The organism is Methylobacterium sp. Leaf112, assembly GCF_001423295.1.
GTDB lineage: Bacteria > Pseudomonadota > Alphaproteobacteria > Rhizobiales > Beijerinckiaceae > Methylobacterium.
Window position 1 is genome coordinate 190,345 of sequence record NZ_LMNG01000029.1, and the last position, 20,474, is coordinate 210,818.

Annotated in this window: 21 protein-coding genes; 3 read left to right on the forward strand and 18 right to left on the reverse strand. The window is 72.9% G+C overall.

The genetic code is table 11. The features are described 5' to 3' along the window. Window positions 1-17: 17 nt before the first annotated feature. The gene (locus ASF52_RS13350) at window positions 18-1,049 is read right to left on the reverse strand and encodes a tyrosine recombinase XerC (protein ID WP_082515321.1); all 1,032 of its coding nucleotides are present in this window, start codon (window positions 1,047-1,049) and stop codon (window positions 18-20) included. A gap of 144 nt (window positions 1,050-1,193) precedes the next feature. On the opposite strand from ASF52_RS13350, the gene ASF52_RS13355 reads away from it, so the two are divergent. Beyond that, window positions 1,194-1,784, forward strand: coding sequence for a histidine phosphatase family protein (locus ASF52_RS13355; protein ID WP_056172768.1), 591 nt, complete (start codon window positions 1,194-1,196; stop codon window positions 1,782-1,784). A 50-nt stretch (window positions 1,785-1,834) separates the two neighbouring features. Here the strand turns inward: ASF52_RS13355 and ASF52_RS13360 are convergent, their stop codons facing one another. The 7 genes from ASF52_RS13360 to ASF52_RS13390 form a co-directional block, all read right to left on the reverse strand. Next, entirely contained in the window at window positions 1,835-2,839 is a 1,005-nt protein-coding gene (locus ASF52_RS13360; RefSeq protein WP_056172774.1) for a nickel/cobalt transporter, read from the reverse strand. Then, the gene (locus ASF52_RS13365) at window positions 2,830-3,579 is read right to left on the reverse strand and encodes a DUF1007 family protein (RefSeq protein WP_056172777.1); all 750 of its coding nucleotides are present in this window, start codon (window positions 3,577-3,579) and stop codon (window positions 2,830-2,832) included. Before ASF52_RS13365 ends, ASF52_RS13360 begins: the two co-directional genes overlap by 10 nt. Window positions 3,580-3,759: 180 nt before the next feature. Then, the gene (locus tag ASF52_RS13370) at window positions 3,760-4,224 is read right to left on the reverse strand and encodes a cytochrome c-type biogenesis protein (protein WP_056172780.1); all 465 of its coding nucleotides are present in this window, start codon (window positions 4,222-4,224) and stop codon (window positions 3,760-3,762) included. Beyond that, a complete protein-coding gene (locus tag ASF52_RS13375) occupies window positions 4,221-6,227 on the reverse strand; it encodes a heme lyase CcmF/NrfE family subunit (RefSeq protein WP_056172784.1) in 2,007 nt (668 codons plus the stop codon). Before ASF52_RS13375 ends, ASF52_RS13370 begins: the two co-directional genes overlap by 4 nt. 31 nt (window positions 6,228-6,258) lie before the next feature. Then, window positions 6,259-6,783 (reverse strand): cytochrome c maturation protein CcmE, encoded by a 525-nt coding sequence (gene ccmE / locus ASF52_RS13380; protein ID WP_056172787.1) that lies wholly within the window; start codon window positions 6,781-6,783, stop codon window positions 6,259-6,261. A gap of 150 nt (window positions 6,784-6,933) precedes the next feature. Next, complete coding sequence (gene ccmI / locus ASF52_RS13385; RefSeq protein WP_056172792.1) at window positions 6,934-8,505, reverse strand: c-type cytochrome biogenesis protein CcmI; 1,572 nt, start codon at window positions 8,503-8,505, stop codon at window positions 6,934-6,936. Window positions 8,506-8,660: 155 nt separating this feature from the next. After that, the gene (locus tag ASF52_RS13390) at window positions 8,661-10,082 is read right to left on the reverse strand and encodes a sensor histidine kinase (RefSeq protein ID WP_056172794.1); all 1,422 of its coding nucleotides are present in this window, start codon (window positions 10,080-10,082) and stop codon (window positions 8,661-8,663) included. A gap of 123 nt (window positions 10,083-10,205) precedes the next feature. Between ASF52_RS13390 and ASF52_RS22090 the strand changes: the two genes are divergently transcribed. Then, entirely contained in the window at window positions 10,206-10,547 is a 342-nt protein-coding gene (locus tag ASF52_RS22090) for a type II toxin-antitoxin system VapB family antitoxin (protein ID WP_082479097.1), read from the forward strand. Here ASF52_RS22090 and ASF52_RS13395 read toward each other — a convergent pair. The 8 genes from ASF52_RS13395 to ASF52_RS13430 all read right to left on the reverse strand — a co-directional run bounded on the left by ASF52_RS13395 (window position 10,484) and on the right by ASF52_RS13430 (window position 14,554). Next, on the reverse strand, window positions 10,484-10,990 hold the full coding sequence (locus tag ASF52_RS13395; RefSeq protein ID WP_056172796.1) for an RES family NAD+ phosphorylase: 507 nt from the start codon (window positions 10,988-10,990) through the stop codon (window positions 10,484-10,486). The genes ASF52_RS22090 and ASF52_RS13395 overlap by 64 nt on opposite strands. Next, window positions 10,987-11,424 carry an antitoxin Xre/MbcA/ParS toxin-binding domain-containing protein gene (locus ASF52_RS13400; RefSeq protein WP_056172799.1) on the reverse strand — a complete coding sequence of 146 codons (438 nt, stop codon included), beginning with the start codon at window positions 11,422-11,424 and terminating at the stop codon, window positions 10,987-10,989. Before ASF52_RS13400 ends, ASF52_RS13395 begins: the two co-directional genes overlap by 4 nt. Before the next feature lie 66 nt (window positions 11,425-11,490). Further along, window positions 11,491-12,168 (reverse strand): response regulator transcription factor, encoded by a 678-nt coding sequence (locus ASF52_RS13405; protein WP_056172801.1) that lies wholly within the window; start codon window positions 12,166-12,168, stop codon window positions 11,491-11,493. A gap of 27 nt (window positions 12,169-12,195) precedes the next feature. Then, a complete protein-coding gene (locus ASF52_RS13410) occupies window positions 12,196-12,561 on the reverse strand; it encodes a PepSY domain-containing protein (protein ID WP_056172803.1) in 366 nt (121 codons plus the stop codon). 117 nt (window positions 12,562-12,678) lie between these two features. Beyond that, complete coding sequence (locus tag ASF52_RS13415) at window positions 12,679-12,882, reverse strand: hypothetical protein (protein WP_056172805.1); 204 nt, start codon at window positions 12,880-12,882, stop codon at window positions 12,679-12,681. A gap of 48 nt (window positions 12,883-12,930) precedes the next feature. Further along, window positions 12,931-13,305 carry a hypothetical protein gene (locus ASF52_RS13420; protein ID WP_056172808.1) on the reverse strand — a complete coding sequence of 125 codons (375 nt, stop codon included), beginning with the start codon at window positions 13,303-13,305 and terminating at the stop codon, window positions 12,931-12,933. A gap of 45 nt (window positions 13,306-13,350) precedes the next feature. After that, window positions 13,351-13,887, reverse strand: a complete 537-nt coding sequence (locus tag ASF52_RS13425) for a hypothetical protein (protein WP_056172811.1) — start codon at window positions 13,885-13,887, stop codon at window positions 13,351-13,353. 37 nt (window positions 13,888-13,924) lie between these two features. Further along, entirely contained in the window at window positions 13,925-14,554 is a 630-nt protein-coding gene (locus ASF52_RS13430) for a lysozyme (protein WP_056172814.1), read from the reverse strand. Window positions 14,555-14,703: 149 nt separating this feature from the next. Here ASF52_RS13430 and ASF52_RS13435 point away from each other — a divergent pair, with 149 nt between their 5' ends. Continuing rightward, window positions 14,704-14,991 (forward strand): hypothetical protein, encoded by a 288-nt coding sequence (locus tag ASF52_RS13435; protein ID WP_056172817.1) that lies wholly within the window; start codon window positions 14,704-14,706, stop codon window positions 14,989-14,991. Between the two features lie 4 nt (window positions 14,992-14,995). Here ASF52_RS13435 and ASF52_RS13440 read toward each other — a convergent pair whose 3' ends face one another. Both ASF52_RS13440 and ASF52_RS13445 read right to left on the reverse strand, forming a co-directional pair. Beyond that, window positions 14,996-16,558, reverse strand: a complete 1,563-nt coding sequence (locus tag ASF52_RS13440; protein ID WP_056172820.1) for a DUF2793 domain-containing protein — start codon at window positions 16,556-16,558, stop codon at window positions 14,996-14,998. A gap of 35 nt (window positions 16,559-16,593) precedes the next feature. Then, window positions 16,594-20,460, reverse strand: coding sequence for a baseplate multidomain protein megatron (locus ASF52_RS13445; RefSeq protein WP_056172823.1), 3,867 nt, complete (start codon window positions 20,458-20,460; stop codon window positions 16,594-16,596). Between the last annotated feature and the right edge of the window lie 14 nt (window positions 20,461-20,474).

A 20,474-nucleotide genomic window follows, 5' to 3' on the forward strand; every position in this document is an offset into this window, starting at 1 on the left:
GGGCTTCGGCCGATGGTCTATGCCGCCCCCGACACCCGCCGCATCGCTCCCGCCCGCGGATGGGCCGCGTCGAACGCGTCCATCAGACGGGCGGCGTCGATCTTGGTGTAGAGCTGGGTGGTCGACAGCGAGGCGTGGCCGAGCAGCTCCTGGATCGCCCGCAACTCGCCCTGGCGGCCGAGCAGGTGGGTGGCGAAGGAGTGGCGCAGGGCGTGCGGCGTCGCGCTCGGCGGCAGGCCCAGCGCGCCGCGCATGGACGCGACGGCGTATTGGATGATGCGGGGCGAGAGCGGGCCGCCCTTGGCGCCGACGAAAAGCGGTCCCTCCGGGTCGAGGGCATACGGACAGGCAGCGAGATAAGCCGCCACCGCCTGCTGCACGGCGGGCAGCACCGGCACCATCCGCATCTTGGATCCCTTGCCGATGACGGTGATCGAATCCGTCCCCGACAGGGGCGCATCCTTGGCGGTGAGGCCGAGCGCCTCCGAGATGCGCAGGCCCGAACCGTAGAGCAGCGCGATTACCGCCGCGTCGCGGGCGATCACCCAGGGCTCACGGTCCTCGCCGTCCCGCAGGGCCGTGCCGGTCATCGCCTTGGCGGCGGGGATCGGGATCGGCCGCGGCAGGCGGCGCTCGACCTTGGGCGAGCGCACGGCGCCGAGTGCGGCCACGGTGCCGTGGCCCTCGCGGGCGAGGTGCCGGGCGAAGGAGCGCAGGCCCGCGAGCTGGCGCATGAGCGAGCGCCCGCCGATGCCCTCGGCGCGGCGCGCCGCCAGGAATCCGCGCAGGTCGCGGGGCTTCAGGGCGATGAGGCCGGGAATGTCGGGGCGGCCGTGCCGGGCCTGCCGGTGCGCGAGGAACTGGCGCAGGTCGCGGGCATAGGCCTCCGCGGTGTTGCCCGACATCCGGCGCTCGCGCAGCAATTCGTCCTGCCAGGTGCCGAACGCGGTCCGGAGGGCCGCATCACCCGGGAAGGCCAGGGTCTCGGACGCGCGCAAGGCCTCCAGGGCGGCCAGGGTGTCCGGCGGGGGCGGCGTCGGCTGGAGCATGGGGGCGATCCTGGAGGGCTCGGCCGCCCACTCAACGCGCCCTTGGTTGAGGCTCCGTTGACGAAGCGCGACCCCAGCGCCCTTTCCAGCCCGTGGGCCGCCGCCTATCTCGACGGGACCCCCGCCCATCCAGACCGGATTTCTATGACCCCGACGCGCATCGTCTGCATCCGACACGGCGAATCGACCTTCAACGCCGCCCATCGCCTCACGGGGCGCGACCCCGGCCACATCGATGCCCGCCTGACCGAGCGGGGGCTGGCTCAGGTCGAGGCCGCGCGCACCGGTCTCCACGACATCGCCTTCGACCTCGTGGTGACCTCGCCCCTGACCCGGGCGATTCAGACCACCAAGGGGATCTTCGCCGGCCATCCGGCCGAGCCGAAGATCCTCGTGGAGGTGCTGCACCGGGAATGCCAGGAGAGCAGCTGCGACATGGGCCGGGCCGCCTCCGTGCTGGCGGCCGAGTTCCCGGATGTCGCCGTCGATCACCTGCCCGAGATCTGGTGGCACGCCGAGGGCGAGCCCGATGCCGAGGGCATCCATGTCGAGCCCCGCACCCTGTTCGACGGTCGCGTGGCGGCGTTTCGCGACTGGCTCGCGGCGCGGCCCGAGCGCGCCATTGCGGTGGTCGGACACGGCACGTTCTTCTTTCATCTGACCGGCGTGTGGCTCGACAACTGCGAGACCGTGGAGCTCGACCTTGGGGTTGACCGGATCACCCGACGGGCCTGAGCGGAGCCCGGATCCACGAGCCTGAAAGACGTAAGCGGATCCGGCCTGAGTCAGCCGCCGGTGCCGAAGGCGAGGCCGGTGAGCATGGCGAGGCCCAGCACCAGCACGAAGGCGGCCGCCAGGAGTTCGAGGGCGGCGACCGCCCGGGTGCCGGCTTCGCCGCGCCCGCCGGCGAGGCGCAGGGCGAGCGCCTTGGCGAAGACCGCAAGGCTCGCGAGCGCCCCCGTGGTGAGCGCCGTGCCCAGCGCCATGGCGAAGGTCGCGGCGATGCCGACCCAGAGCATGTTCTGGGACGCCGAGAAGACGAGGATGAGCACCGCCCCGGCGCAGGGGCGGGAGCCCGCCGCGAGCACCACGCCGGCCCGCTCCCGCCACGTGCCGAGGCGGGCCAGCGCGTTGCCGTCCGTGAGGTGAACGTGCCCGCAATCCGGCCCGCACCCGGCCCCCTCGCGCCCGAGGGCGGCCAGATGCCCGGCCTTGCGCCAAGTGACGGCGAGGCCGAGGGCCGCCACCAGGGCGAAGCTCACGGTCTCGATGACGGTGCCGGCCCGTGTCAGGCCGGCGGCGGTGGCGTGGAGGAGCAGGCTGCCGATGCCCACGATGGCGACCGCCACCACGGCCTGCAGCAGGGCGGCGGCGAAGCTCAGGGCGAAACCATGGGCCAGGGCGCGCTCCCCGGCGACGATGTAGCCGGCGATCACCGCCTTGCCGTGGCCGGGGCCGGCTGCATGGAACACGCCGTAGCTGAAACCGAGAAGCAGCATCGGCCCCCAGGCGCCGCCGGCCTTGATGGCCTGGAGCGCGCCCTGGAGGCTGCGGGAGAAGCTCGCCTGGAGGGCCAGGATCCAGCCGCCGAGGCCCGTGGCCGAGGGCGCCGCCTCGCGAAAACCGATGCCGAAGGGCGAGCGCGGCGGAGGCGCCGCCACGTCCGGCCCGATGACGAGCATGAGGCCGGCGAGCAATCCGGCGGCGAGCGCCGTCGCACCGGCGGCAAGGATCAAGCGCCGACCGAGGAGGCCCGGCGGCCGTGCCGCGACGGCAACGCCTACGGACACGCGACGATGATCCGGTTGGCGAACTGGCTGCCGTAATTCGCCGAGGCGGTCAGTGCCTCAAAGAACGCTTCCGACAGGCCGGGCTTGGCGTCCGCCGTCTTGCCGTCAGGCGTCCTGCCGTCAGGTGTCTTGCCATCAGGCGTTTTGCCCTCGGCCGCCTTGACCGCTTCGGGTTTCGGCCGCGTCACCGTGGCGGCGCAGCCCGTGGGCGCCCCGGTCAGGCGGGCGGCGTCGGTCGCATCGGACAGGCCGAAGGCGACGAAGTAGGTCGGGTCGTACACCTCCAGCGCCGTCACCCCGCGCCCCGGCGCCACGGGCGACTTCAGGGGCAGGAGGAACGTCATGGTGAGCTTGCCGTCCTCCATCGCCATGCGCGGCTCGGTGGGATCGGAAAAGAGCTGTTCCTTGCCGGCGACCTTGAGCTTGGTGAAGTAGCCGAACTCGGCGAGATTCGCGGTGTTCTCGCGCGCCAGGGACGACAATTCCTCGGGCGAGAACACCCCGTCGCCGTTGGCGTCGAGCCCCTGCACCACGAAGGCCGAATAGGACGCGTCGAAGGTCCAGGCGTTGCGGATTCCGGTGACGCGCCCCCCCTCGCCGTAGGTGATCTCGGCCTTCGTCGAGACCCAGACGTGCGGATGCGCTTCCGCCGGAGGGACGAGCGCGAGGCTCGCGGCAAGGACGGCGAAGCCGGTCAGCACGTGGGTGAGCGAAACGTGGGTGAGCGAAGCGGTCGGCATGGCGGAGACGCTCGCGAGTCGTGGTGAAGAAAGCGTAAACCCGGCCCTTCGCCGAGTCCGAACCTTCGCCGGACATCGGCCTTCGCTGACGCCGGGCCGTCCTCATCCATCCCGTTTCAGTGGGGCGAAAGCGAGGCGTCGGGGTGCGTCGTCCGAGGCGCGCGTTCCGCCCCCGGCCCGTCAGTCCCGGCGGGTCAGGGCCGCGATCTCGGCTTCCTCGGCGGCGCTCAGGCCCTGCGGCGTCGGCTCGGTGCGGCGGCGCGACAGGCGCCACAGGCCGAAGATCCCGAGGCCGATGGCGGCGAGCGGCGTCAGCCACAGGAGCAGGGTGTGGAGGGCGAAGACCGGGCGCAGGAGCACGTATTCGCCGTAGCGCCCGACCACGTAGGATTCGACCTGGGGGTCGGTGTCGCCCGCCTGGAGCCGCTCGCGCACGATGACGCGCAGGTCGCGGGCCAGCGGCGCATCGGAATCGTCGATGGACTGGTTCTGGCAAACGAGGCAGCGCAGGCCCGCGGAGATGTCCCGCGCCCGCGCTTCCAGGCCCGCATCCTTCAGAACCTCGTCGGGCTGCACCGCGAGCGCGCCTCCCGCGGAGCCGAGGGCGAGGAGCAGCGCGAGGGCGAGGCGCGGGGCGGCGGTCATTCCGCCGCCGCCATGCTGCCGGCGTGCACGGGCTTCGTCTTGGCCCGGGCCGGGGCGCCGACGCGCATGCGCCGGTCGGTGAGGGACACGGCGCCGCCGAGCGCCATCACCACGGCGCCGAGCCAGATCAGCAGCACCAAGGGCTTGTAGTAGAGGCGCAGGCCGATGCCGCCTTCGGGCAGGACCTCGCCGAGGCTGGCGTAGACCTGACTGACCCCGAGGGTGAGGAGACCGGATTCCGTCACCGTCATCTTGCGGCTCGGGTAGAACCGCTTGCCCGTCTCCACGGTGCCGATCATGTCGCCGGCGGTGCTGCGGATGGTGAGGAAGGCCGTGGTCTCGGAGTAGTTCTCGCCCATGCGCGGGCCGACCCGGTCGAGGGTCGCCACGTAGGGGCCCGAGGCAAGGGATTCGCCGGGCTTCAGGGTCTTCAACCCCTCCGTCGCCCACCCTTGCGCCGCGATGCCCAGCACCACCACGCCGACGCCCGCATGGGCGAGCGCAGTGCCCCAGGCCGAGCGCGGCAGGCCGATGGCCCGGCGCCAGACCACGGAGGCCTTGCGGGTGCGGCTCGCGCCGTAGCCGCGGGCGCGGGAGACGATCTCCAGCACGGAGCCGATGACGAGGTATGCGCCGAGGCCGATCCCCACGGGGGCCATCATCGGGCCGCCCCAGGTGTAGGCGAGCACGGCCAGGCCCACCACGAGGGCGACGGCCAGCGCCGCGAACAGGCGCTGGGACGCGGCATGCACGTCGCCGCGCTTCCACGCCAGGGTCTGGCCGAAGGGCACGATGAGCAGGAGCGGGATCGCCAGCGGAATGAAGGTGTAGTTGAAGAAGGGTGGACCGACGGAGATCTTCTCCGCCGTCAGCATCTCCAGCAGCAGCGGATAGAGGGTCCCGACGAACACCGTGGCGCAGGCGGCGGCGAGGAACAGGTTGTTCATGACGAGCGCCCCCTCGCGGGAGATCGGCGCGAACAGGCCGCCCTGGCGCAGCATCGGCGCCCGCCACGCGAACAGGGTCAGCGAGCCGCCGATGAACAGGATCAGGATGGCGAGGATGAAGATGCCGCGTGTTGGGTCGGTGGCGAAGGAATGCACCGAGGTCAGCACGCCCGACCGCACGATGAAGGTGCCGAGCAGCGACAGGGAGAAGGTGAGGATGGCGAGGAGCACCGTCCAGACCTTGAGGGCGTCGCGCTTCTCCATCACCACGGTGGAATGCAGGAGCGCCGTGCCGGCGAGCCACGGCATCAGGGAGGCGTTCTCCACCGGATCCCAGAACCACCAGCCGCCCCAGCCGAGCTCGTAATAGGCCCAGTACGAGCCCATGGCGATGCCGAGGGTGAGGAAGCTCCAGGCGGTGAGGGTCCACGGCCGCACGGCCCGCGCCCAGACGGCGTCGATGCGCCCGTCGATGAGGGCCGCGATGGCGAACGCGAAGGTGATCGAGAACCCGACATAGCCGACGTAGAGGAGCGGCGGGTGGATCGCGAGGCCGAAATCCTGCAGCAGCGGGTTGAGGTCGTTGCCCTCGGGCGGGGCCGGGCTGACGCGGGCGAACGGGTTCGAGGTCGTGATGATGAACAGCACGAACACGAAGGTGATCAGACCCTGCACCGCGAGGGTGTTGGCCCTGAGCGTCGGCGGAACCGATTCGCGCGCGATCGCAACCAAGGCCCCGAACAGGGCCAGGATGAGGATCCAGAGCAGCATCGAGCCCTCGTGGTTCCCCCACACGCCCGACAGCTTGTAGAGGAAGGGTTTGGCCGTGTGCGAGTTCTCGACCACGTTCTGGACCGAGAAGTCCGAGGTGGCGTGGGCGTAGGTGAGAGCCCCGAACGCGAACAGCACGCAGGCGAAGGTGCCGAGCGCCGCAGGCGTCGCCACGGCGCGCAGGGCCTGGTCGCCCGAGCGGGCGGCCCAGACCGGCATCACCGCCTGGACGAGGGAGAGGGCGAGCGCCAGGGCGAGGGCGAAGTGGCCGACTTCGATCAGCACGTGGGGGCGTCCTTCCGGGGGAGCTTGCGCATCATCGCTCGCTGCGCTGACCGAGTGTCTTGTCGGTGATGGCCGTGCTGGCGTCGGCGGGCTCGGTGCCGGCGGGCTTCTCGACCATGCCCTTGCCCTCCTGCCAGCGCCCCTGCGCCTTCAGGGCGTCGGCGACCTCGCGGGGCATGTAGGATTCGTCGTGCTTGGCCAGCACCGTGTCGGCGCGAAACAGGCCGCCGGGCTCGAGGCGGCCCTCCGCCACGATGCCCTGGCCCTCGCGGAACAGGTCGGGCAGCAGGCCGCGATACGCTACCTGCACGGTGGCGTTGGTGTCGGTCACGGCGAATTCCACGGTCTGGTCCGGCCCGCGCTGGAGCGAGCCGTCCTTGACGAGGCCGCCGAGGCGGAACCGGGTGCCGGGTGCGACGCCCTGCGCCGCGACCTCCGTCGGCGAGCGGAAGAACACGATCGAGCCGCTCATGGCCGACAGGATCAGTCCGACCGCCAGGGCCAGCACGGCGCCGCAGGCACTGATGAGGATGAGGCGGCGGCTCTTGCGGGTCACGCGGGTCGTCCCGTCTCGGTTGTGGTGTCGCGGGCGCCGGTGGAGCGGGCGTTTCGCCCCCGGCGGCCGGAACCCGTGTTTGGAATGGGCGTAAAGGACGGTGTCGGCCGCGTCGGCGCCCGGGTCAAGGTCGGTGGCCGGGACCGATTGTCAGGGGCGTCCGGCCGCGGCGAGGTCGAGTTCGTGGGAGAGCTCGTCGAGGCGCTCCTTCGCCTGGGGCTCGGGGCTCAGGGCCATGCGGGCCCGGTCGAGGGCCTGACGCGCCTGGGTTCGCTCGCCGAGGACGGCATAGGAGCGCACCAGGCGCAGCCAATCGTCGATGGTGCCGCCCTTGGCCGCCAGGCGCCGGTCGAGGCCCGCGACCATGCCGCGAATGGCCGCGTCCCGCTCGGCCGCCGGCATCGCCTTCACGGCGGCCACCGCCGCCTCGGTGCCGGCCCTGGCCGCATCGGCCTGCGTGGTGTCGGTCTTGGGGGCGTCCCTGGTACCACCGGCCGCGCCGGATCTTTCGGCCTCCGGCTGGCCCGCTCCGTCGCGCGTCAACCCGAATTCACCCGCCAGGGCCTCGAGGCCGCGGAGCGCCGCGGGGTCGGAAGCCAGGGCCGTCCGAGCCCGGGCGAGGGCGGCCCCGGCCTTGTCGCGGTCTCCGAGCACGCCGAGGGAGCGCACGAGGCGCAGCCACTCGTCCGCCGTGCCGCCCTTCTCGGCGAGGCGCTGGTCGAGGCCCGCGACCATGCTGCGGATGGCGGCGTTCCGGCCCTCCGGCGGCATCGCCTGGAGCGATGCGGCGGCGCCCGGATCGGGCGCGGCCCCGGCGCCGGGCCGGGCCACCGGCGCATCACCCTTCGGCGAGACCCCGCCCGTCGGGGAGGCTTCGCCCTTCAGCCGAGCGAGGTTGTCCCGCACCACGGGGAGCCACGGTGCGTCCGCGGGCGCATTCTCGGCGAGGCCCTCCAGGCGCTTGATGGCCAACGGGATATCGCCGTCGAGTTCGGCCGCGCGGGCGAGGTAGAACCGGGGCTTGGCCGCCGTTCCGTCGAGGGCGACGGCGCGCTCGAAGATCGTCTTGGCCTGGGGCGAGATCACGCCGTTGTTGCCGGCGATCAGGGCCTCGCCCCAATCGGACAGGCGCTGCGAGGTCTCGCCGAGGGTGCGGGCGGCGGCCTCGTAGGCGTGGGCCGCATCGTCGAACCGGCCCATCCGCATGTAGACGGGGGCGAGCACGGCCCAGCCCCGCCCGTCCGTAGGATTGCTGGCGAGCCGCGCCTCGATCTGGCCGATGGCGTTGAGGAGATCCTGTCCGCCGTTCTCCGCCGCCTGCCGCTCGGCCGCGCTCTGCGCCGGCATGTGCGGCGAGCCGTAGAGTCCGTAGGCGATGAGGGCGACCAGCGGGATCGTCGACAGGGCGAAGGCAGAGGCGGCGCGGCGCTGGCGCAGGGCCGGCTCGGCGATGCCGGGGACAAGGGGAACGCCCACGCGGTTGGCCCGCAGGAGCCGGCGGCCGGCTTCCGTGCGCGCCGCTTCGGCCTCGGGCCCGGCGATGAGGCCGCGCGTCAGATCGCGCTCGATCTCGCGCAGCTGGTCCTCGTAGAACCCCGTCTCCATCGCCATGGCGCCGGCATCCGGGGCCGTCGACGGATTGGCCCGACGCGACATCGGCCAGAGCAGGGCGAGCACCGCCGCGCCGGTCATGAGCGCCAGAATGAACCAGAGTGCCGTCATCACGCCTCGAAACACTGTGCGACCGCATGTAAGGCCACGCTGTGGTCCCTACGATGCAGGCTTCGGGCGACACGGTGTCACGCGAAGGCCGGCGCTGGATCGACCTTAACCGTATGGAGCACGACGGCAAACCGTGTGACCCCAAGGAATTCCCGTCAGGCGTGCGGCGCGGCCCCGGCCGGCGCGTCGCCCGGCACCTCGATCACCGCGCGCAGGCCCCCGAGGCTCGCCGCCTCCAGGCGGAGCCGGCCGCGATAGAGGGTGGCGAGATCGGCCACGATGGAGAGCCCGAGGCCCGAGCCCGGCTTGGTCTCGTCGAGGCGCCGGCCGCGCCCGAGGACGGCGTCGCGGTCCTCGGGGGCGAGGCCCGGCCCGTCATCCTCGATGGACACCATCAGGTGGGGATAATCGTCCTGCGCCACCGCTTCGGCCCGGATCGAGACCCGGCCGGCGGCCCATTTCGAGGCGTTGTCGACGAGGTTGCCGATCATCTCCTCGAAATCCTGGCGCTCGCCGCGAAAGCGCAGGCCGGGCGGCACGTGGACCGCGTAGGCGATGTCCTTGTCGCGGTAGATCTTGCCGAAGGTGCGCACCAGCCCGGCGAGCGCCGGCTCGACCTCCGTGGAGGTGCCGAGGGTGCCGGCGAGGGCCGCGGCCCGCGCCCGGTCGAGGTGGTAGTTCACCTGATCGCGCATCACGGCGGCCTGCTCGCGGATCTTGGCCGAGAGGTCGCCGGGGGCGTCGGCCGCGCCGACCTCGTTGACGATGATCGAGAGCGGCGTCTTCAGGGCGTGGGCGAGGTTGCCGACCTGGGTGCGGGCACGTTCCAGGATCTCGCGGTTGGTCTCGATGAGCAGGTTCACCTCGCCGGCGAGCGGCGCGATGTCGCGCGGGTACTCGCCGGTGATCCGGTCGGACTCGCCCCGGCGGATGGCGCCGAGCGCGTTGCGGAGCTTGGCCAGCGGGGCGAGGCCGAAGCGGATCTGCAGCAGGGTGGTCAGGGCCAGGGACAGGCCCAGCAGCCCGAAGGTCACCATCAGGGAGAAGCGGAAGCGCCCGACATCGTTGGCGATCTCGTCGGCCGGGCCGGCGACGCGCACGGTGTAGCGGCCCTCCTCGCCGAGATCGACGTCGCGCTCGATGATCCGCAGGGGGCGTTCGTCCTGCGCCCGACCGTAGCCCTGTCGGATTTGGCCGACACCGGCGGTGGTGTCGGCCGAGCTGGCGGCCTTGAGCGGCACGCCGACGAGGGAGCGCGAGGTGCGCAGGTCCCGGGGCTTCGCATCGGGGCGCCCGATCTGCCAGTACCAGCCCGACAGGGGCAGGTCGAAGCGCGGATCGCTCAGGGTGAAGGAGCGGCTCTCGGGATCGTTGGGCGAGACGAGATCCGTGGCGAGGTTGTTGGCGTAGACCAGCAGCCGGCTGTCGAAGGCCCGTTCGGTGTTCTCGCGGTACAGGGTCGTGAGGATGCCGGCGGCGATGAGCAGGATCGCCGAACTCGCCAGCAGGGCGGATGTGGCGAGCCGCACGGCGATGGAGCGCCGGCGCAGGGGAAGCCAGGCGGGAAACGGGCTCATGCGGGGGAGGAGATCATGCGGCGGCGCGGCTCATGCGGGTCTCGTCGTCGTGGTCCGGGGCCGCGCGCGACGGTTGAAAGGTGACGCGTCCCGTCTGTACATCATCCGAACGGAGATTCGACGATGAGCCTCGATATCCAAGATCCCGAGACGGAGCGGCTCGTCCAGACCCTGGCGGCGCGCAGGGGCATTTCTTCCGATGAGGCGATCAAGCTCGCCGTCGGCAACGAATCGCGGCGCGCGGACCAGACGCAGAGCTTATGGGAGCGAATCCGGCCGATTCGGGAGGGGATCGCGGCCTCTCCTCCGACGGGTCTCGTTGCCGACAAGGCGTTCTACGACGGTCTCGGTGGGGGACGGCTCACTGTGTTCCCGGACGATGCAAACACGATCCGTCGCGGTTACAGCACCGGACTGGACGCGGACGCCGCGGCAAACAGACGGTTATCCCACCAGCACGGTTGATGGTCCCCCACGGTGATCTTGGAAAAATCAGGATGCTCCGGGTTGATGAGAATGTTGTGGCTGACCCGTGCGACCACGCTCGGGACGAACAGCAGCAGCGACCGGCGTGACCTGTGCCAGGCCTCGCCGAAGGCCTTGGACGCGATGCAATCCGGATGATCCCAACCCGGCACCGCAGGTTGCGCCAGCATTTCGTACGAGAGGCCGGCCGACAGCAGGATCTCGACGTAGTGCTGGTTCGGCGGGAGCTGGCCACTGCCGTGCACGAGCTTTTCGAGCATGGAGGTCGCGTAATCGGCCGCCGCGTAGATCATCGGGCTCGCGGGCGTATTCCAGCGGCCCGGGAAGAGGCGCGAGCCCGTCGCGTCGAAGATCCTGTAATCCCCATCGGGATCTCCGATCCGATAGGCTTTCCGCGCCTGGACGAGGGTCTGCCCTTTCACGCCGCGGAGCCATACTTGAGCTGGCCGAGAACAGCCTCCACCCGCGGTCCACCGAACTCGGATTCGAGGACAATATCGAGGGGCGGGCGGTTCTCGAGAAGGGCATGAGCCCGGTGCAGGAAGTCGCGGGCGGCGGCGTCCGTCTTCCAGACATCGCGCGCCATCGCCCACACTCTCGCGAGGCGTACCACCTTCGCGCCTTCCTGGGCGGTCAGCTTGCCTCTCGTTTCGGCACGGCGCCGGTTGAGGGTAGCGCGCGCGACGAGGTTGAATGCGAAGGCGCGGTCGTCGGGCGCGACGGCGGCCGCCAATCGATCAACCGACGCAATCGGCAAGCCCGCGACGACCTGGGCGATGACGGCCGCTTCCGTGGTCTCGCCGGAACGCGGTCGTTCGACGCCGAGAACGTCGGCGACGGCTGCTCCACTGGCCATGCTATGCTCCTGTCTCATCTGAGACAGATATGAGGCTCATATGAGCCGAGCGCAAGCCGTCGCTTCTCACACCCGCGGCGGCGGCTGCGTCGGGTCCACGAGATACCCCAGGCCCCGCACGGTCTGGATCAGGTCCACGGCGAGCTTCTTCCTCAGCCTTCCGACGAACACCTCGATGGTGTTGGAATCGCGGTCGAAATCCTGGTCGTAGAGGTGCTCGGTGAGTTCGGCGCGCGAGACCACCCGGCCGGTGTGGTGCATGAGGTAGGACAGCAGCCGGTACTCGTGGCTCGTGAGCTTGACGGGGTTGCCGTCGACGAACACCCGCCCCGAGCGGGTGTCGAGGACCACGGGGCCGCAGGCGATCTGGCTCGTGGCATGGCCGGCGGCGCGCCGGAGGAGGGCGCGCACCCGGGCCAGCAGCTCCTCCATGTGGAACGGCTTCGTCACGTAGTCGTCGGCGCCGGCGTCGAAGCCGTCGACCTTGTCCGACCAGCGGTCGCGGGCGGTCAGGATGATGACGGGCGTCTTGATGCCGGCCCGCCGCCATTTCTGGAGAACGCTGACCCCGTCGGCCTTGGGCAGGCCCATGTCGAGGATGATGGCGTCGTAGGGTTCGCTCTCGCCGAGGTAGCCGCCCTCCTCGCCGTCGAACGCCTTGTCGGCGACGTAGCCGGCCTCCTCCAGGGCGTTGACCACCTGCCGGTTGATGTCCCGGTCATCCTCGACGACGAGCAGACGCACGGTCCCGCACTCCTCTAATTCGCTGGTTCAGGGGCCGCTGATCTCGCCCGTGGTGGCATCGACCATGACGTGGACGAACTGCCCGTCCCGGCGCAAGGCCGTGAGCAGGTAGACCAGGGTTTCCTCGTGCCGGCACAGGCGGGCGCGCTGGATCTCGGCCCGCGGGATCACCTTGCGGGCGGCCCGGATGGCGGCCACGGGCTCGATCACGCGCTTGTCGGCCACGGCCTCGCGCAGGTCGGCCGCGTTGAGGCAGGTGTCGGGGCGCGGCGTCACCTGAACCGGCGCCACGATGGCGGCCCCCGTGGTCTCCTCGGCCTGCGTGCCGATCGAGCCCGTCGCGAAACCCGCGACGGCGAGGCCGATCAGCAGCAGGGCGAGAAAGATGCGCATGAACCACGGGATAGGGAGGGGGCACTGAATGCGCCGTGAATGCCGGTGCAAGCGCAACCGGTGCGGTTCGGTTCCACCCGGCCGGGGGCGACGCCCCCGGCGGCGGGGGGCGACGCCTCAGGATGCCGGGCCGGGCGGCGTGGCGAGGCGCGCCAGGCTCGCCCGCAGGGCGACGCTGACGAGCATCTCGCCGTCGACGTGATCGAGGGCGGCCTTGCGCAGGGCGATGGCGGAGAGATCGAAACGGCGCCGGGCCGCGCCGAGGCGCGCCCCTGCCGCCCGGCTTCGGGCGGGATCGACGGTGAGGGGGAAGCGGGACATGGGCTGACCTTCGTTCGGGCGTACGGGCGTTCGGGCGTACGGGCGCGTTCAGGGGCGGAGCGACGGGCGTCCCTCGCCGAGGCGGCGCACGACCTCGTCGAGGCGGCGCGAGATGTCGTCGAGCTTTTCTCGGGCGCGCTCCTCGCCGCGCTCGGCGCCCCGGGCCATCTCGCTCACCAGGCGCGTGAGGTCCTCGAGCACCCGGGTCCGGCTCTCCAGGGCGGCGGCCACGGCCGCGTTGGTGTGCGAGGCCCGCTCCAGGGCGGTGGCGGTGGCGCCCGTGTCGCCGATGCGGGCTTCCTGGGCGCGCACGGTCTCGCGGTGGAGGTGGAGGCAGGCCAGCCCCAGCAGCACGGCGACGATCCACCCCGCGCCGTCGTGGGAGAACAGCAGGCGGGCGGCCTCGAGGGCGATCTTCTCCATCGCGGATCTCCTCGGCGGAGCCTGCCCCCGCGTTTCCCGGCTGTGTCAGGGCGCCGGGCGTCCCGTCCGCGCGGCCTCCACGGCCGGCCGCAGGGTGTTGGCGATGGTGGCGTCCTCCGCGAGCGGCAGGCTGCGGAACACCTTCTCGGCCAAGCCCTCGCGCCCGCCGGCCGCGCGCACGAGCCAGGCCGGCGCCTCATCGAGGCCGCGCTGCACCGCCCGAGCGATGACGGCCGAGCCGAGGGGCACGCTCAGCGTCCGTCCCCGCACGGCGCCCGCCACGGCGTTGACGGCGTAGTCGCCGACGTTGCGGACCAGGCGCTCCACCAGGGTGGCGGTGACGAGGGCGCGCAAGGGGCCGGCGAGGCGCGCCAGGGCGGCCGTCGCGGCGGTGACCGCAAGGGGCAGCAGGAGGCCGGTGACCGCCTGGGCAACCGCCGCGGCGGCGTCGCCCCAGGGGGCGATCACGCTCGCGGCGTCGAGGCCGGCGGCGGCGCAGGGCAGAATCGGCATCACGGTCAGGGCCGGCATCAGGGCGAGACCGAGGGTGGCGCGGGACGGCCGCGGGATCGGGTGGAGCATGGCTCGGGTCTCCGGGGGGGCGTGAGGGGTGCGTGCGTCAGGCGCCGGACCGGCCGCCGAGGGCGGCGCGGATTCGGGCGAGCCAAGTCGGCGCAGCTTCGGGCGGCAGGGGCACGGCTGGCGGCGCGCCCGGACTGCGCGGCACCGTGCGGCGCGCGACCGGCCGGGCGGGTGCGGTCCCGTCCGGCACCGCGATGGGCGCCGCGTCGTTCCGCCGGGCGCGGGGCAGGGCGACGGCGTAGGGTGTGCGGAACTGGTCCTGCTCGGCGCCCCGGCGCGGGATGAGCGCGGCGGGCCGGTCCCACAGCATCATCGCCTGGGCCGCGCCCTCCGCGTCGCCGGCGTTCAGGCGCCGCACCAGGGTGGAGCGGCCGAGCGCCGCCGGGCCGATGTTGAAGCACAGGGAGACGAGGGCGTCGAAGGCGTGCTGCGGCAGGGGGGCGGGCACCGCCGCCCGCACGGCCGCCACGAAGCGGACGACGTCGCGGTCGAACACCGCGTCGCATTCCGCCGGGGTCAACGCGAGGCCGGGGGTGACGAGGGGCGGACCGGCCGCGCTGGTGTGGCCGATGCCGATGGTCCAGATGCCGACGGAATCGCGGTAGGCATGCAGCCGCCGACCCTCGCGGGCGACGAGCACGGCCTTGCCGATGGGGCTGAGATCCATGGAACACTCCTGCGTCGGAAGGGATCTGGGTTAGGAAGGGATCTGGGGTAGGAAGGGAGCGGGACGCGCGGAACGGAAGCGCGCGTCCGGCGGTTCGTTCGGGAGATGAGGACAGGCCCGCGCGGTGGCCGGATGCGAGGAATGCGATCATGACACGAGCACGGATCGTCGCCCGCTGTGCCGCCGGCGGCCTCGCCGCCGGTCTTCTCCTGGCGGGGGCGGGCGGGGCCTCGGCCCAGAACAGCAGCAGCGGCAGCGGGCTGACGCCCTTCGCCACGGAGAGCGGCAACGACCGTTCGGCCGGCGTGAACAACGGCAACTACCGGCCGCCCCGCTATTACGGACCGGGTGCCGCAGCGGCGCCGCGCGGTTACGGGCGCCCCGTCTACGGCGATGAACTTCGGCGGTCGGCGCCGTATTACGGGTACCCGTACTGAGCGCTCACGCGAGGCCGAAACCGGAGAAGTCGCTGTCGGAGGCGGCAACGTAGCCGTCCGCGCCCGTGAACAGGGCGTGGACCGTGATCGTATCCCCGGCCGCGAGCGCCAGGGTGACGCCGAGGCCAACCGTCGAGACGCCGTCGACGGGCGCAGCGGCGCCCCGGCGGGTACCGGCGACGGCCGTGCCGTTTCGGTGGAAGCGGCCCTGCAGGGAGGCGGGTGCATTGGTGCCGTTGCGCCGGAATGCGAGACCGGCCGAGAGGGCGTAGACGCCCGCCTCGGGCGCGACGAAGGCGCCGGTGGCGGCCTGGAAGAGCCCCTGATCGTTGAGGTCGCCGGTGTTGAAACCGATGCGCGTCCAGGCGCCGGCCCCGATGTAGTTGTCGAAGCTCGTCGTGACGCGGAAGCGGGCGAGGCCGGTGAGCCGCGACCAGGCGGCGCCGGTGCAGCCCCGGAAGGCGCCGAGGGTGCTGTCGAACACGATCTGGCCCGGTGCCGTGCCGGCACCGGGGATTCCCGCCCGGGCCACGAGTTCGAGGGCGCCGTTCGCCCGCACCTTCACCACGGCACGCGGAACGGTGCCGCCGAGATCCGTGGCCTCGAACACGATCCCGGTTCCCTGGGCGCCGGCGGAGAAATCCTCCTCGGCGACGCCCCGGACCGTGAGACGGTTCTCCGCGACGCCGCCCGCGAAGACGCCGCCGCCGGCGAGGCCGAGGAGGCAATCCCCCGCGCGGACCGGCAGGGGGGCCTCCCGGCTGCCCCGGCCGGTGCGGGTCTCGATGAGGGGGGCCACCGGGGCGGCGCCGTAGGCTTCGAGGCACAGGCCCGGACCGGCTCCCTCCCGCGCCACGTGCAGGGGCGCGCGGGCCGCCGGGGCGCCCGGCAGGGCCAGGGTCCCGAGGCCGAGATGGCCCGTCGCCGGATCGGCCCGCCATGCCCCGTGCCACGCGGCCCCGTCGGGCGAGACCTTCAGGCTGACCGCATCCTCGCCCAGCAACCCGAACTCGGCCCGGCCCGCATAGGCCGCCTGGAACAGCAGGGCCACGGCGTTGGCCTCCGTCGCCTTGTTGAGCACCAGCGCGAGGCTGCCGCTGCCGCCCTCGGCGGGATCGCGGGCGGTCCACAGGGCCCGATCCAGCTTGGCGGCGAACGGGTTCGCGGCGTCCGCTTCCGTGCCGAGGCCGAGGGCGGCGAGGCCGCTCAAAGCCCGCAGGCCGTCGAGGAGGCGGCGCCAGCCCGTCCCGTCGAAGCGGTAGAACGCGTCCTCGTCGGCCACGTAGGCGAGCCAGCCGGTGCGGGGGACGAGGCCGGTCCAGACCCCGTCTCCGAACGCCGCGATCTGGCCGGACAGGCCGGCCCAGGCCCCGCTCGGTTGCGGCGCCGTCACGAGGTAGCGGTCGCCCTCCGCCGGGTCGGTGGGTGGCGCCGACAGATCCCTGTCGCGGCAGGCGAGGTGCACGAGGGCATCAAGGGCGAGCAGCGCCTCGTTGTGGGTGACGTGCTTGCCGGCCTGTCCCGCCGCCAGCAGCGGCAGGGCGAGGTGCGGGGTGGTCTGCGCCATGGGCGGCCTCCTGTCGGGTGTCGGAGTAAGGGGCGTCACGCCGTGCGGATCGGCACCCGTGCGCGCAGGGCCGGCCCCGGCCCCGTGAGGGTGCCGAGTGGAACCACGCCGACGTCGAGGCTCGTCTGGGGCGTGCCGAAATCGGCCGCCTCGTCGGCGTAGAGGACCGACGGGTCCGTGGCCGCGAGGCTGCGCAGGACGGTCTTGTCGGCAGCGTGAATATCGATCCGGTAGCCCTGAACCATGGGATCGGGCGGCACGTCGGCCGGCTCCCAGGCATCGCCGTCGCGCCGGGTCCGGCGGGTCCAGGTCAGGTGAAGACCCTCCGGGATGCGCCGCGCCCGCAGGTGGACGGGCGCGAGGGGCCGGTGGGCGGTGAGCCCGGCGGTGGCGGTGCGGGCGACGAAGAGCGGGTCGGCCGGGTCCCGGACGGCCGGGCCGATGCGGTAGCGGAACGGCCGTCCGACGGCGTCGAGGCGGGTGACGAGGGGTACCAGGGCCTCGTCGAGTCGGACGAGCAGACTGCCGGGCGCGAGGGTGCGGGCAGCTTCGGCCTCGCTGCCGCCCAGGCCCCGCAGGAGGCCGGTGAGGCGGTAGGTGCCCGGCCCCGTGAGGGTCACGCCCGCCGCCGCGACGATCTCGACGACGCCGTCCGGGCCGACCAGGGCGAACCGGTTGGCCCCGGCCAGAACGGCGGCCTCCGGGACGGAGGCGAGGCCCCCCGCCGCCCCGAGGCGAACGTCGAGGCGGATCGCCCGGTCGAAGCGCCAGAGCGGGCCGGGCGCCAGCGCCGTCAGGGTCTCGCCGAGGCAGGCCGGGTAATCCACGAGGCCGTGCAGGGCCAGGGGCCCGTCCGCCTCGGCCCGCCACACGGCGATCTCGCCGGGCCACGGCTCGGCCCGCACGGCGAGGACCTGCAGCGTCGTCGGGGTGCCCTCATCGAGGGGCAGGTCGAGGATCGCCGCGAAGGGCGGTCCGGCAAGCGCCGGCGGCGCCCGGCGCGGGGCCGCCTCCGGGCGCCTGCCACCCCACGCGGCCCGTCCGTGGCGGGGCACGGCGCGGGTCTCGATCCGGCGCCCGGCCGGGCCGTCGGCGATGCGGACGATGCGGTGCGGCGCCGCCTCGCCGGGCAGGGCGAGGAGGTCGCCGGGTTCCCAATCGATCCGGCGCGGGCTCACCGTGAACCCAGCGGTGTCGCGGGCGGCGAGGTCGGCGTCGAGCATGGCCTCCGCCAGGGCCTCGGCCTCGGCCCGGCGCGTCACCACGGCGGCCTCGAACCGGACCTCGCGCCGCCGGGCACCCGTGGGGCGCGAGGCGGCGGCGGTGATCCGGCGATAGGCGCCCCCCTCGGAATCGGTCACCGTGACCTCCAGGGACCGGGGCAGCTCGGATTCCTCGGCCCGCACCAGGGAAAGGGGCGCCTGGTCCGAGGCGGCCACGAGGTCGCCGGCCGGCATCGTCAGGGGGGCTTCGCGGCGTGGGGCGCGGATGCGCAAAACGCCGGCGACGGCCGACACGTCGAGGCCGTACAGCCGGGCCAGGGGCTCCAGGGCGGCGCGGGCCGAGAGCGGCCGGTCGACGACGTAGCCGTCGAGCTGCGCCGCGCACGCGATCCGGGCCGGCACGTCGACGCCGCAATCGTCGAGTATCGCGGAGATCAGCCGGTCGAGTTCGAGGCCCTCGATGCGCCCGGTGATCCAATGGCCCACGGACCAGTTGCCGGCATCGGCCCAGACGGTGTCGAAATCCGGGAACGCCGGGTAGGGCCGTGCGTCCCAGCACCAGACGAAGACGGAATCCGGCGGCACCATCGGGCCGCCATAGACGGCCGAGACCGGGTTGTGGTCGGGGTCGAAGCCGGATGCGTCCGCGTCGAACCGGTCCAGGATGGCGGTGAGGCCGCGCGCCTGGATGAGGTCGTCCCGGGTGCCGTGGGAGAAGGGCGGCGACGCGTTCTCGGCGGATTTCGGGTCGGGGAACACGTTGGGGCCGTTGGTGCCCTTGTCCACGGCGGGCACGCCGATCTCGGTGAGCCAGATCGGCTTGGCCCCCGGCACCCAGGCGGTCGTCCGGGTCTCGACGCCGCCGTCGCGCTCCCAATGCGGGTTCGACCACCAGCCGACGAAGTCCTTGGCGCGGAACACCCACGGCTTGCCGTGCGCGCCGTCGGTGATCGGCGTGCGGATCTGGGCGGCGCGGGCGTCCGCATCCGCATAGAACCAGTCGAAGGCCTCGCCCGCCCCGAGGCGCGCCGCGAGGTAATCCCGGTCGTGGATCGAATCGGCCTCCGCGAGGTCGGCGTGGTCCGGCCCGTCGCGCCAGTCGGTGATGGGCGGATAGTAATCGATTCCGACCGCGTGGATCGCCGGATCGGCGAACAGGGCATCGAGGGGGAAACGCACGGTGTCGCCGCCGTCGCGCACATGGGCGCCGTACTCGGTCCAGTCGGCGGCGTAGACGAGGGGAACGCCGGCCCCGAGGCGGTCGCGCACCGCGCGGGCCAGGGCGAGGAAGCCCGCCACGGCCGGATAGGTGTCGTTCGCGCCCCGCACGCGGGTCAGGCCGACGCATTCGCTGCCGACGACGAAGCCGGACAGCGGCACCCCCCAGCCGGCGGCGAGATCCGCATAGTGCAGGACGAGGCTGCGGTACTGCGCGAAGAACGCCGCGACCTGGGCCGCCGCCGCCGCCGTGCCGTCCGGGCTGCCCGGGAGACCGGGGGCGGGATCGCAGGTGATGCGGCCGCGCCAGGGATAGGGCGGCTGACCCGGCGCGGACGGATCGCGCGGATCGGGCAGGGTGTTGTCCTGCGCCACGTCCATCATCAGGAACGGGTAGAGCACGACGCCCAGACCCCGCCCGTGGAGGTCCGCCACGAGGCGGCCGAGGCCGGCATCGGACGGGGTGCCGCCATAGGCCGGGTGGCCGTCGGGCGTCGTCGAAACGCGGCCGGCGCCCGCCCGGGTCAGGCCGGCGACGCGCCAGGTGTCGCCCGTGGTCGCCTTGGTGGAATTGTCGACCTTCGGCGCCACCGTGCAATGCCCGGCCCGCAGGTCGTCGCCGAACCAGCTCGCGACCACGGACACCTTGGCGAGGTTCGGGCACAGGGCTTGGAGGGCGTCGAGGGACGCGACCACGTCGGTGACGCCCTGGAGCTGGAAGCGGTTGGCGGGCCGGCTCGTGCCGTAGCCGGCCTCCTCGGTGACGGGGGTGGGGTCGAGGCCGAACTCCGTCGAGCCGGGAATCAGGCACACGGCCCGCACCCGGTCGGCGAGCCCCTCGACGGGCCGCACCACCTCGAAGGCGAATTGCGGCACCCGGTTGCCGAATTCGGCGAGGTCGAGGTGCTCGAACACGAGGTAGGCGAGCCCCCGATAGGCCGGGGCTGCGCCTTCCTTCGCGACGATGAGCGGGTCCGGCGCCTGGTCGGCCTCGCCCCGGTGGAGGCGGTACGTCAGGCTGGTTAGGTCGAGTTCGCGCCCGTCGGCCCAGATTCGGCGCACCTGGGCGACGGTGCCCTCGCACAGGCCGATGGCGAGGTCGACGGAGTAGGCGTAGGCCGTGCGCACGGTCCTGGCGCCGCCGCCGCCCTTGGCGCTCGCGCCCGCCCGCTCGACGCGGGTGTTGGCGACCTCCAGGGGGCGCGTCGCCCAGATCAGGGTGCCGCCGAGGCGGGCGCGGCCGTAGAGCCTCGGGATCGGATCGCCCTCCGTCGAGGTCAGCCCCGCCACCTCCGTGAGGCGCGGCCCCTCGACGACCCGCGGCCCCGAACCGCCGAACAGCGCCCCGTCGAGGCCCGACCCCGCCGCCGCGCCCAGCGCCGAACCGACGATCCCCCCGATGGGACCGCCCAGCGCCGTTCCGGCCGCCGCTCCGGCGGTTTGCAGGATCAGCGTGGCCATGGCGGGCTCCGGGA

Coding starts and splice junctions, on each gene's coding strand:
- ASF52_RS13435 (WP_056172817.1), top strand. CDS start 14,704: ATGACACGAGCACGGATCGTCGCCCGCTGTGCCGCCGGCGGCCTCGCC.
- ASF52_RS22090 (WP_082479097.1), top strand. CDS start 10,206: ATGAGCCTCGATATCCAAGATCCCGAGACGGAGCGGCTCGTCCAGACC.
- ASF52_RS13440 (WP_056172820.1), bottom strand. CDS start 16,558: ATGGCGCAGACCACCCCGCACCTCGCCCTGCCGCTGCTGGCGGCGGGA.
- ASF52_RS13415 (WP_056172805.1), bottom strand. CDS start 12,882: ATGTCCCGCTTCCCCCTCACCGTCGATCCCGCCCGAAGCCGGGCGGCA.
- ASF52_RS13350 (WP_082515321.1), bottom strand. CDS start 1,049: ATGCTCCAGCCGACGCCGCCCCCGCCGGACACCCTGGCCGCCCTGGAG.
- ASF52_RS13365 (WP_056172777.1), bottom strand. CDS start 3,579: ATGCCGACCGCTTCGCTCACCCACGTTTCGCTCACCCACGTGCTGACC.
- ASF52_RS13400 (WP_056172799.1), bottom strand. CDS start 11,424: ATGGCCAGTGGAGCAGCCGTCGCCGACGTTCTCGGCGTCGAACGACCG.
- ASF52_RS13445 (WP_056172823.1), bottom strand. CDS start 20,460: ATGGCCACGCTGATCCTGCAAACCGCCGGAGCGGCGGCCGGAACGGCG.
- ASF52_RS13355 (WP_056172768.1), top strand. CDS start 1,194: ATGACCCCGACGCGCATCGTCTGCATCCGACACGGCGAATCGACCTTC.
- ASF52_RS13425 (WP_056172811.1), bottom strand. CDS start 13,887: ATGCTCCACCCGATCCCGCGGCCGTCCCGCGCCACCCTCGGTCTCGCC.
- ASF52_RS13410 (WP_056172803.1), bottom strand. CDS start 12,561: ATGCGCATCTTTCTCGCCCTGCTGCTGATCGGCCTCGCCGTCGCGGGT.
- ASF52_RS13420 (WP_056172808.1), bottom strand. CDS start 13,305: ATGGAGAAGATCGCCCTCGAGGCCGCCCGCCTGCTGTTCTCCCACGAC.
- ASF52_RS13370 (WP_056172780.1), bottom strand. CDS start 4,224: ATGACCGCCGCCCCGCGCCTCGCCCTCGCGCTGCTCCTCGCCCTCGGC.
- ASF52_RS13430 (WP_056172814.1), bottom strand. CDS start 14,554: ATGGATCTCAGCCCCATCGGCAAGGCCGTGCTCGTCGCCCGCGAGGGT.
- ccmI (WP_056172792.1), bottom strand. CDS start 8,505: ATGACGGCACTCTGGTTCATTCTGGCGCTCATGACCGGCGCGGCGGTG.
- ASF52_RS13390 (WP_056172794.1), bottom strand. CDS start 10,082: ATGAGCCCGTTTCCCGCCTGGCTTCCCCTGCGCCGGCGCTCCATCGCC.